Raw genomic sequence first — 11,277 nt, forward strand, 5'->3', positions numbered from 1 at the left:
CACCAACCGCAATTCTGGGCATCCTAACATAACACCCACAATCCCACACTCTTTTTGGTAAAAACCCACTATGTCCATAAATTTCCTTTGAGACTGGCTGTTTATTTTATGTACTGCCAATTCACCGAATATTATATCATCAATTATATTTTGCTGTTTCTCATCCGGAGATATGATTTCAATGCCATATTCTTTCATTCTGTCTATATAAAATGAATGACTCATTGTATATCGAATCCCGGTTAAAAGCAGCTTCTTCCTGGACAGAGCCTGTGCCTGTTTTGCTACGGAATCCACAATATTTATCATTGGCACACCGGCGTCCTCTTCTATTACATCATACACGGAATGAGGAGAATTGGCAGCCATAATCACGATCTCTGCTCCTGCATGCTTTAAAATTTCAATACCGGACCGAATGCAATTGATGTATTCCTCCATGCGGTTCTGATTTTCAAGATCTGTAAAATATTGAAAATTCAGGCTTTCTATTACGATCTCCGGATAATAATAGTCCTGAAATCTTTCATAATACAGATTCATAATCTTTTTGTAATATTCTATCGTAGATGTAAAACTGATTCCTCCAAGTATCCCTAATTTCTTCATATTCATTCTCCCCTCATGCAAAGCGCTTTGTCGTCCACCGCCCTCATAGTTGCAAGGATACCTTCCAGATGGTCATATTCGTGCTGAAATAATTCAGCCAAATCGCCCTCTAGCCGCATCTCCCTACTCTTCCATTCCGCATCCACATACCTCACTACGCAGCGTCTGAACCTTTTTACTCTTACATATAAATTAGGGAAAGACATGCAATCATCCAGTACCTCCATCTCTTCATCGTCCGGAAACTCAAGCCAGGGATTAATAAATACAACCGGCTTATCCAGATACATATAAATAATACGTTTTCCCACGCCAATCTGAGGTGCGGCTATTGCACGCCCCGCCTGATACCGACTCTTAAAATCCATAAGAGTGTCATGTAAATCAGAGATGGTTTCCGTAAAATCCTCTCCTTTTTCCACCAGATCACTTTTTTGATACAATTTTTCTTCGCCAAGCAGTAATATTTTCTTTACCATATTTATGTTCTCCTTACTATAGGGTCGATTTAACAGTCTGTTACAAATTCCCGGTACCAGATATACTTCAGCCTATTCTGTTCATCTTCTTCCATTCACCCTTTACTATTCAGCCTGCTCTATTCAGCCTGCTCTATTCAGCCTGCTCTATCCAGCCTCTTCTTAAATTATAACCCTTGATATTGTATGGTTTCAATGCTAAAATTGTATGCAGAACAAAATTTTGAAAAGAGGAAATACTATGCCGGTAAATTCATTTGAAAATTATCCTATGAGCTGGAGACCGAAACTAAGCAGAGAAAACACACCCCTGTACCTTTCTATCGCTGCTGCATTAGAAAAAGATATTGCTGCCGGAAATTTACAGCCAAATGATAAACTGCCTCCCCAAAGAGAATTAGCTGATTATCTGGATGTTAATCTGAGTACGGTTACCAGAGCATTTAAGCTGTGTGAATCTAAGGGGCTAATCAGCGGTACCATCGGCAGAGGAACCTATGTTGCTTCCGACGTAAGCGCCAATCTTCCAATGCTAAGCGAGAGGGAAGAATCCAATTGCATTAATCTGGGCGCCTCACATCCGCTTTACCAGCAAAACAGGTATATTACCCAGATGCTAAAGAAACTCCCTTCCAGGATAAATATCGACAACCTGTTAAAATACACAGATATTTCAGGAAGTGAACTGCAAAAAGAAAGTGCCTGCATTTGGCTGCATAAACTGGGGATTCCTGCTCAATCCAAAAATATACTAATTACGTCCGGATTGCAGAATTCTTTAACGGTTATATTGGCATCTCTATTTCGTTACGGAGATAAAATTGCAACTAATTCTCTTACATATCCGGGTATTAAAAATATTGCAAATATGTTAGGTATCATTCTGATCCCCATACCCTATCGCAACAGCAAAATGGATTTAAAATACTTAGAACAGATTTGCAAGGCAGAGAATATAAAAGGAATCTATGTAATTCCTGATTCTCACAATCCGACTAGTGTTACAATGGAACTAAATGAGCGCATCCATTTAAGCAGTATAATAGAAAAATATGCCCTGATTAATATCGAAGATGGTACGTATACCTTTTTATCAGAAAAGCCAAACCTCTCACTATATGCATTAATACCGGACCATACCATCCATATCTGCACGCTTTCCAATTCTCTGTCAGCCGGGCTCAGAATTTCTTTTCTGGCGGCACCACCAGCTTTCCGGGAAAGCCTGCTCACCGGAATTCGAAATATCAATGTTATGTCCTCTCCTATCGAGACAGAATTAGCCGCTCAATTGATTCAAACCGGTATAGCCGAACACATCACTGCGGATAAAATACAGGAGATCATAAAAAGAAATAGAATCACGGAGAACCTGTTAGCCGGAAATGACCTTTGGGGCACCCAAAGAAGCCAATTACGATGGCTGATTCTCCGTAATTCTATAAATAGTCACGAACTGGAAATTTATTTAAGAAAGAAGGGTGTTCAAGTATTTTGCAGTGAGCGGTTTTTAGTGGGAAACAGCACGCTTATTCCTGCGATCCGCCTGGCTGTCTGCTCCCCTGATTCTCATGTGGATTTAGCCAGGGGGCTTCAGATTATAAACGAAGCTCTTCTGTCTTTTGCACCAGCGTCCGTATAAGGTACATTAAGTTTCCTTAATCAATGCGTACATTTTCATATCCTGTACTTTTCCATTTTTCACTGCATTTTTACGTAAAATGCCCTCGCACTGAAAGCCTGCTTTTTCCAAAACCCGGCAGGAAGGAACATTATACGCAAACGGTTCGGCAAAGATCCGTATGATATCTGTATGATCAAAAATATATCTGCAAGTCTCTTTTACAGCCTCCGTCCCAATCCCCCTGCCCCAATGCGGCTCTGCAATGTAATATCCCATTTCTGCTGTTAAAGAATGGATATTACTGCAGCGCGTAACGCCAATGCTGCCCGCTACCTGTCCATCCACTTCAATTGCAAATGCATAAGTGGAGTCCTGGTCAGCCGCTAATACGGCGTTGATATACTCTTTTGCATCAGTTGGTGTATATGGATAAGGAATTCCATCTCTCAGGTTATCCTGAATTTTTTGATTGTTCAGTGCCGCTGCCAGTTCATTGGCATCTTTGATCTGCCACTTTCGTATGATCAGTTCCATTTATTCCCTCCCATTCGTGTTTCAGCAAACGATATTCCAGGCGTGTTTTCATTTTTCCATCATGCCATTCCCAGTCCACGTGTTCCGCTTCCTTAATAAGTCCACAGTTTATCATGACCTTTTCGGATGCCCCGTTCTCCTTTAGGCATCCGGTAGTTACACGGTAAACTCCATTTTTTGTAAAAGCAAATTCTAGTAATTTTTTTAAAGCCTCTGTTGTATAGCCATTTCCCCAAAAGGCGGGATATGTAAAGTATCCCAGATGAACCAGTTTCCCCAGCGGGGTTTGATCCGTAGCGGTATATCCTATACTTCCTACCTGCTGCCGGGATTCCTTTAACATCATGTGCAGAAAATAAAACTTCCTGTTATCAGAATCCTTATCCTGCAGCATATTTTGAAAATCCTCTCTGGCATCGCCAACAGAATGAAGCTTAATATCCTGCAGGTAATACATGGTCTTATCATCGCTTTTCAGCCGATAATAAAGGTCTTCCTCTTTTTCTTCATAATCTCTTAATATAAGACGCTCAGTTTCCAGATAAATCATGCTCAGCTATCCTTTCTTTTCTAATGTATATTTACAGACGATTATTAAGATTGATAACCATTGGTGTATACCTTAATCCATTCGTAACCTTTTCCGAATCTGTATCTGTAAATCCAAGATGGTGATAGACAGGAACTGCAAAGGGCGAAGAATTGACCGTAATGTTGCCGTTTGTATTATCCTTGCACACAAGTGCAAATAAATCCTTTCCGATTCCCTGTCTTTGATATTTTCCATCTACAAAAAACAAAGCAACATGCCCGCCATCATTGCGGGTTGCAATAATCCCCAGGATCTTTTCATCTTCAAAAGCTCCATAAATCCGCAATTGATTTAAATATGCCTCATCATGTATACTCTTCCAGAATTCCTTTACACCCTGTTCACTATAATCCTAAGCTTCAAACTCTAAAAATACATGCCATGCCAAATCAATGGCTCCATCCATTTCATTTTCGTACAATTCACGTATCAGCATTTTCACACCTCCCTGTCTGTTTCTCACTCGCCCAAAGAAATGTCAGCATTCACAGATTAAATAATTTCTGCACATCCGCATTCGTATATCATTCTTGCGCTTTTAATCATATTAACACGCTTTATAAAAAAGATCAATTGTACTCAAAAAAGAAGATCAGCTCATCACACCCAACATCGAAACTATTTATTTGCTCTCCTATGGTAAATTTTCAATGAACAAATATAGAATACCAGAAGCAATCCCAGGCACCAGGCGATCGCAATGAAAATCGTATTTCCGGTATCCATATCCAGAAGCAATCCTCTGAGGCTGTCTGCAAGGGGTGTAAACGGCTGGTATTTTGCGAACACCCGAAGGACAGCGGGCATATTATCTACCGGTACAAAGCAGGAACTGATATACGGAAGAAGCATTCCAATATAAGTGAATGCACTTACCGCCTCTAAGCTTGGACAGAACAGTCCCCAGACAATTGCTGCCCAGGTATACATCAGTGAAAACAGAAAAACAACCAGAAAGATTGTGAGGTAATCTAACAAACCTGCCTTTGCCCGAAATCCAATTATCACTGCAACGCTTAGTACAACCAGGGCTGTAATGGCACATCTTAACAGTGTTGCAGCCATATGACCATTTAATACCGCTGTTTTACCAATATCCATCGTTCGAAACCGGTCCATAATTCCCTTCGTCATATCTTCCTTGACAGAAATGGCTGTCATGGATGCACTGCTTGCGATTGACATTAACAATATTCCCGGCAGGATATAATCCAGATAGGAAAATTCTCCAATCTGCATGGAACCGCCTATGATAAAGACCAGCATCAACAGCTGTGCCAAAGGCAAAATCGCTGTCATGATCAATATTTCAACTTGCCTGGTTGTATGTTTCATACTTCTGGAAACCATTGTAAGGGTATCGCTTAAACTATGTGCTATTTTATTCATATCTATTCTCCTTAGCCCCATCCACTAAATTCAGGAATACATCTTCTAATGTAGCTTTCTTTTGTGTAAACGAAGAAGATATTATTCCGTACTGATCCATTGTGGTAAAGATATTTGTGATTTGTTTCATTCCGCCTTTTATTTCAATTGACACTGTTTGATCATCTTCATTTATTCCCGAGATTTCCTCAGCAAACATTTTAGTCATCTTTCGCATACTTTCATGATGATGAAAGGTAAAAATAACGTATTCGGTGGAAGATAACTTCTTAATCTCCTCCACAGTTCCATTGGCAATAATCACGCCCTCATGCAAAATTGCAACCTGATCTGCAAGTTCTTCCGCCTCTTCTAAATACTGCGTGGTTAAAAAGATGGTAACACCACTTTCTTTTAATTCTTGAATGATGTTCCACATAGCATTTCTGCTTTGAGGATCCAGACCGGTTGTAGGTTCATCCAAAAATATCACAGAGGGATTCCCCAATAAACTCATTGCAATATCCAGCCTTCTGCGCATTCCTCCGGAGTAAGCGGCAGTTCGTTTGTCTGCAGCATCTTCCAAATGGAAATCTCTTAACAATTTATCAGCCTGCTTCTTATAATCCTTTAGATGGCACAAACGAGCTGCCATCTCCAGATTTTCCCGTCCGGTTAGTATTTCATCAACAGCCGCAAATTGACCAGTGAGACTAATTCTTTTTCTGACTTTCTCCCCATCCATTTTAACATCCTGGCCTCCGATCATAGCCGTACCGCTGTCCATCCGCAGTAATGTGGCAAGGATCTTTACCATTGTTGTTTTACCGGCACCATTAGATCCCAGCAAACAGAAAATAGAACCTTTTTTTACTTCAAACGAGACTCCTTTTAACACGTCTTTTTCTTTGTATGCTTTTTTAAGCCCACTCACCTTAATTGCATATTCAATATCCATTTACGAATCCTCCTTTTTCGTATGAAACACATCATTTCTCCAGGCATAAAATTCCTTTTAAACCGTATCAGCCTCGGTAAATCAAATGTGTTCTCCTTCTCTTGCTCTTATCTCACTCTCATATCCATAGCTTAATCGTTACTATCAACTCATTTAGTCTTTACTCATTGAGTATTAACTCGTTGAGTTTTTACTCGGTTAGTATATCAAAGCTTTTACTATCTGTCAACCGTTAAAAGGAGATTCCTGAATTTTCCACTCCTATACATTTATGGACTAAAAATCAGCATTAGAAAACAAAAAAATAAAGCCACCTGCTCTTTTTTGAGCAAACGGCTTTACTATTATTTTCAATGATTTCTTAACATATCCACAATCCATTCAACCTCTGGAAATGGCATTTTACTGTGTAAAGCATACTGTACGGCTATAGACTGTAACGTGTTGCTGAATAAATACGTTAATGCATAAGGATCTCCCTGTCGTATCGATCCCATTTGCTGTCCTATTTTCATGATCTCTGCTATTTTGTCGGCATCCTGTTCCCTGGATTTAATCTTTTCATATATATGTTTTGGAATCCCTTCGCTTTGTTTCAGCTGCGCAATCAGAATAAAAAATTTTGATCCAACTTCGTCCTCTTTCAAGCTTCGTAACACGGACTCTGCTACCTGCTCAAAATAATCAATGGGATCCAGATTTTCCTGATCTGCCCAATTATCGCTTTCCCTGAGTGCAATATCTACCAATGTCTCCAATAAGATTTCCTTTGTTTTGAAATAATGAAATAGTAACCCTTCACTTATATTCAGCGCTTTTGAAATTTCACTTGTTTTAGTAGATGCATAACCTTTTTTTATAAACAACTCTAATGCTGCTATTAAAATCTCTTCTTCCCGTTTTGCTTTTTGTTCTGCCCTCGTAGTCATGACAAACTCCTTTCACTGAGTTCCAACTCACCCAGCAATCTTCTGCTTAGTATAGCAAAACTTTCTGTGTCTGTCAATTCGCTCTTTACTAAACAAAAGTGTTACAGACAAAAGCATCACTAATGAGATGATATCTAATGAGACAATTTATCTCCGTTCATAAATAACATCTGTTATTCCGTTATAACTTTGTGATTTGATTAATTTTAACAGTTTTGTACTTTCTGTTATTTCAAACAGGCGAATTCCATTTCCTAAAATAACCGGTATAATTGAGATATGAAATCTGTCAATGTAATCTTTTTCAATCAGGGGCTGAATGACTGCAGCCCCTCCGCAGATCCAAATATCTTTTCCTGGTTCCTGCCTTAATTTTTTAATAAGTTCGCAGACATTTTCATTTACATATTTTATATTTTCTGTGTCAGGAAGTTCTTTATGGGTCATGATATAGCTTGTCAAGTCCTTGTACATCCACTCATCCGGGGAAAGTTCCGTCACAATCTGATCATACGTATTCCACCCTAGAATTACCGTGTCTATTCCCCGGATAAACTCCTGATAGGCCACCATATCGTCATTATCTGGCTCCTGTCCCCTCAGCCAGTCAACATTTCCGTCTTTTTGTGCAATATAGCCATCCAGACTCATGGCTATAAATAAAATCACTTTCCGCATACATTTCCTCCTAATTGTCCGCCTCATCATGAACCGCTTCCTTTACTTTCTCCAGAAAGCCTTACACTCTTTTTTATCATCAATATTATATTGTATCATACGTTCAAGGAGCATATAATCAACCGGATCCTCCCATTTAATACGAAAAATATTTTTACCATGGCTATATCCTGATTCAGTTATATCACCGGAAAACACCTCTATTCCTTTGACTTCCGGCGAGACAGCAAAATGCTGTTTGGATACGCTAAACCCAATTATAAATGTACCATGATCTGTAAACATGGGCTGATTCCATGCAATTTTAGATTCCAAATTTGGAAATTTAAGAATCACCCATTGTAAAACTTCCCCTATGCGTTCACGCTGTTCTACATCTTGAATAGATGCCAGATAATCTGTAAAAGTTTCCATATTCCCCTCCGTTAAAATGGATTTACTATGTAATACATTATCTCCAGGATATAAAAAATCATTCTGCTTTCCATTGGCATTCACTGCATTCAAAATCATGCATCGATATTATTCCTCCGCACTTTGGGCAGGTATATTTTTCTATCTGCTGACTCATAAACACATCCAAACCCTGAGTTTTTACGATCATACTATTGTCCATAAGGCTTGCTCGATAACGTATTTGATAGCTTTTCTCCAGAGATTTGATTTGTTTGCATGGATACTGGGGACATTCGAAGCAATAGTTAAACCCTTTTTCCTTCACACAATCTTTTATCTTGCATTTTCTGCAATGCTCCGGCTTTCCCTGATCACTATTTAAGCATCCCAAACACGGTTTTTTATGATAACAATGTTTGTAGCAAACCAGACAATTCATTCCGCAGGGAGCAAACATTATAGTATCTACATCTTTTCGTATCATTTTCATTGCTTTTCCTCCAATGTCATGTTCTCTTAATAAAAATCATAGTATGGCTGTTTAGTCAAACACATTACTTCAGTCCATTACTTATTTTACATTATACCTTGCCATCCGTTTAAATAAAAGATATTTTTCACATACGATACTTTACGATGAATTGCTGCCGCTTCCTTGTGAACACCACAAATGACCGAAAACTTCATGTTCGTCTTCGGCCATTTATAATAGCAGCTCTTTGCCAGAGCCTTTTCAACACTCATATCTGTCATCTGCTTGCCCCATTTTACCAGAAAGCAAATTTTACTTAGAAAGTTTGAAACGCTTTTGTTCCATACTTATACTCCTGCATACCGCTGACAGGTCTGCGGTACTGCTTCAATAGAAAGTATGAAACGCTTTTGTTCCATACTTTAATCTTCTGTTATTTCTTCCGGAAAAATATCATCCCGAAATCCCTTCCATACCGGCTGCCGCATCGCATCCCTTGTGTTAGGCATATATTCTATGGTGCATACCTTAAACATAACCCAAATAGCATCTTCATTTCCTTTTGGCAATATAGAAAATGGATTACCGGTAATCGGAGTGAGGCTTTTGATTACCTCCCTGGTCACACCGGAAGTGACATGTCCCTTATATAATAATCTGTTATTTTTAAATTTCCCCAGAATAATACTAAAGGTATTTTCTTTTTTTACAATATACCCAGTGACAATGTAATCTTCATCTGCCATGCGTTTAAACTTTATCCAGTCTTTCGTTCGCTTTCCCATAAAATAAAGGCTGTCTGAACGTTTAGCAACAACACCTTCCAATTTTTTCTGATCGGCTATATGATACAGTCCAATTCCATTTTCCGGTATAAATCTTGAAATTGCAAATTTAGCTGTTTCTGCACCAAAAGATTTCTTAAGGAATTCTTTTCTTTCTAAAAGCGGTTCCAGGGTTATCTGCCTGTCTCCATAATAGAGGCAGTCATAAGCTACAAAAGAAGCCGGGTGGCGTTTGGACGCTAATTCTATTTTAAACGGATCTGATAGCAGGCTTCTCCTCTGCAGTTCATAGAAATCCGGGACTCCATCTTTCAGAACAACTAACTCCCCATCCAGAATGCACCGGTTGGTGACAAGGCGGAATATTTCTTTTAACTCCGGAAACTTCTGTATAAGAAGTAGATTCCGTTTATTCCTTAACTCCACACCATGGCGATCCAAATATGCAATACACCGGCTTCCATCTAACTTCAATTCATATATCCAGTTAGGATTATTAAAGGGTTCCCGCATTTCAGAGATCAGCATTGGTTCTACACTGCGGTCATTAAAAATATCCATTTATGCCATTCCCTGCTGATTCTGGGTAATCTCCAGACTTTTTTCCAAAGCATCCATTAAGTTAATAATATTATTGCCTTCAGTACCCTGATCTGCCGTCACAATTTCCTGACCCTGTATTTTTTTCATAATGGCTTCCCGCAGTCTTGCCTGATATTCATCATGAAACTCAGCGGCAACGAAAGGTTTAGTCATATTCTCGATCAGTAGTTTAGCCATATCCAATTCATTCTTTTCCAATTGCATCTTGGGTATCTGCTTTGGTACCGCAGCAATTTCATCATGATAATATAACGTTTTTACAATCATTCCTTCTTTCGTAGGAAATAAAACCAATAACTTTTCGTTAGTTCCCATAACTGACTTAGCAATTGCCACTTTTTTCTGAGCCAATAAAGCCTGTCGCAATAATTCATATGCCTTCTCCGCCCCGGTATCCGGAATTGCATAATAATCTTTTTCATAGTAAATCATATCTACTTCACTTATTTTGGCAAATTGAATAATATGGATTGTCTTATCCTTTTTCGTTTTAATTTTCTCCAGATCTTCCTCTGTCATGATGACATATTTATCTTTTTCGTATTCGTAGCCTTTGACAATATCCTGAGCTGTCACCTCTTTGCCACAGTGACTGCAGTACTTCTTATATCGGATTCGTGCTTTGCTCTCTTTATCTAACTGGTTAAAATGAATGTCATTATCGACCGTTGATTTATACATTCCAATCGGAATTAAAACCAAACCCATAGATATACTGCCTTTGTGTGCTACTGCCATTTAAATACCCCTTTTATTTTTTAGCATTGGCAACAGTTAACATTTTTATGTATAAAAGGAATTAAAAAATACTATATTCTTTACTAAAAACATTCTATGATTCGTCAAAAGCGTGGGTGTATCATATAAAATCGAAACTAATAATACATTTTATCCGATATTTTGCAGTTTCTAATTATTATGAAATAGCAAAAATGTTACTTCATCATATAATATATTGGCAATCTATCAAAAGAAAGGTAATATTTTATGGATTATTTTAGATACCATGATCATCAGGATGAAAATGATGATTATAATTCTTTCTATCAAAACAACTCATGCCATGACTCATATATACGATTGAATATCCCCTGCACCTGTATAAGACGTAAACCCAAGGGTTGCGGTAACTGTTCAGCCTGCAATATCGGGCCTACAGGAGCTATCGGACCAACTGGTGCTACGGGATCTACTGGCGCTGCAGGACCAACTGGCGCTGCAGGACCAACTGGCGCTGCAGGACCAACTGG

General features: G+C 38.8%; 14 protein-coding genes and 2 pseudogenes. 2 read left to right on the forward strand and 14 right to left on the reverse strand.

What is annotated here, in order from left to right:
* Positions 1 to 609 (reverse strand): aspartate/glutamate racemase family protein (locus ACH2DQ_RS05760; protein ID WP_395025924.1); only part of this gene is annotated, 609 nt, incomplete at its 3' end.
* 2 nt (positions 610 to 611) lie between these two features.
* A complete protein-coding gene (locus ACH2DQ_RS05765; protein WP_394914953.1) occupies positions 612 to 1,088 on the reverse strand; it encodes a peptide deformylase in 477 nt (158 codons plus the stop codon).
* 241 nt (positions 1,089 to 1,329) lie between these two features.
* On the opposite strand from ACH2DQ_RS05765, the gene ACH2DQ_RS05770 reads away from it, so the two are divergent.
* Entirely contained in the window at positions 1,330 to 2,730 is a 1,401-nt protein-coding gene (locus tag ACH2DQ_RS05770; RefSeq protein WP_394914954.1) for a PLP-dependent aminotransferase family protein, read from the forward strand.
* A gap of 6 nt (positions 2,731 to 2,736) precedes the next feature.
* Here the strand turns inward: ACH2DQ_RS05770 and ACH2DQ_RS05775 are convergent, their stop codons facing one another.
* From ACH2DQ_RS05775 to ACH2DQ_RS05830, 12 genes and pseudogenes are all read right to left on the reverse strand, one after another.
* On the reverse strand, positions 2,737 to 3,246 hold the full coding sequence (locus ACH2DQ_RS05775; protein WP_394914955.1) for a GNAT family N-acetyltransferase: 510 nt from the start codon (positions 3,244 to 3,246) through the stop codon (positions 2,737 to 2,739).
* Positions 3,203 to 3,796 (reverse strand): GNAT family N-acetyltransferase, encoded by a 594-nt coding sequence (locus ACH2DQ_RS05780; RefSeq protein ID WP_394914956.1) that lies wholly within the window; start codon positions 3,794 to 3,796, stop codon positions 3,203 to 3,205. The genes ACH2DQ_RS05775 and ACH2DQ_RS05780 overlap by 44 nt, the downstream gene beginning before the upstream one ends.
* A gap of 31 nt (positions 3,797 to 3,827) precedes the next feature.
* A pseudogene (locus ACH2DQ_RS05785) lies at positions 3,828 to 4,178 on the reverse strand (GNAT family N-acetyltransferase); the annotation flags it as partial.
* Between the two features lie 278 nt (positions 4,179 to 4,456).
* Positions 4,457 to 5,227, reverse strand: coding sequence for an ABC transporter permease (locus ACH2DQ_RS05790; protein ID WP_394914957.1), 771 nt, complete (start codon positions 5,225 to 5,227; stop codon positions 4,457 to 4,459).
* Positions 5,220 to 6,164 carry an ATP-binding cassette domain-containing protein gene (locus tag ACH2DQ_RS05795; protein WP_394914958.1) on the reverse strand — a complete coding sequence of 315 codons (945 nt, stop codon included), beginning with the start codon at positions 6,162 to 6,164 and terminating at the stop codon, positions 5,220 to 5,222. Before ACH2DQ_RS05795 ends, ACH2DQ_RS05790 begins: the two co-directional genes overlap by 8 nt.
* 350 nt (positions 6,165 to 6,514) lie before the next feature.
* On the reverse strand, positions 6,515 to 7,093 hold the full coding sequence (locus ACH2DQ_RS05800) for a TetR/AcrR family transcriptional regulator (RefSeq protein WP_394914959.1): 579 nt from the start codon (positions 7,091 to 7,093) through the stop codon (positions 6,515 to 6,517).
* A 147-nt stretch (positions 7,094 to 7,240) separates the two neighbouring features.
* A complete protein-coding gene (locus ACH2DQ_RS05805) occupies positions 7,241 to 7,771 on the reverse strand; it encodes a dihydrofolate reductase family protein (protein WP_394914960.1) in 531 nt (176 codons plus the stop codon).
* Between the two features lie 42 nt (positions 7,772 to 7,813).
* The gene (locus tag ACH2DQ_RS05810; RefSeq protein ID WP_394914961.1) at positions 7,814 to 8,185 is read right to left on the reverse strand and encodes an iron chaperone; all 372 of its coding nucleotides are present in this window, start codon (positions 8,183 to 8,185) and stop codon (positions 7,814 to 7,816) included.
* Between the two features lie 58 nt (positions 8,186 to 8,243).
* A complete protein-coding gene (locus ACH2DQ_RS05815) occupies positions 8,244 to 8,657 on the reverse strand; it encodes a DUF3795 domain-containing protein (RefSeq protein ID WP_394914962.1) in 414 nt (137 codons plus the stop codon).
* 86 nt (positions 8,658 to 8,743) lie between these two features.
* Positions 8,744 to 8,911, reverse strand: a complete 168-nt coding sequence (locus tag ACH2DQ_RS05820; protein ID WP_394914963.1) for a hypothetical protein — start codon at positions 8,909 to 8,911, stop codon at positions 8,744 to 8,746.
* 150 nt (positions 8,912 to 9,061) lie between these two features.
* Entirely contained in the window at positions 9,062 to 9,985 is a 924-nt protein-coding gene (locus tag ACH2DQ_RS05825; protein WP_394914964.1) for a DNA ligase, read from the reverse strand.
* Positions 9,986 to 10,765, reverse strand: a complete 780-nt coding sequence (locus ACH2DQ_RS05830) for a Ku protein (RefSeq protein WP_394914965.1) — start codon at positions 10,763 to 10,765, stop codon at positions 9,986 to 9,988.
* Positions 10,766 to 11,014: 249 nt separating this feature from the next.
* Here ACH2DQ_RS05830 and ACH2DQ_RS05835 point away from each other — a divergent pair.
* Positions 11,015 to 11,277: pseudogene (locus ACH2DQ_RS05835) on the forward strand (spore surface glycoprotein BclB); the annotation flags it as partial.

It is taken from the genome of Robinsoniella sp. (assembly GCF_034124845.1).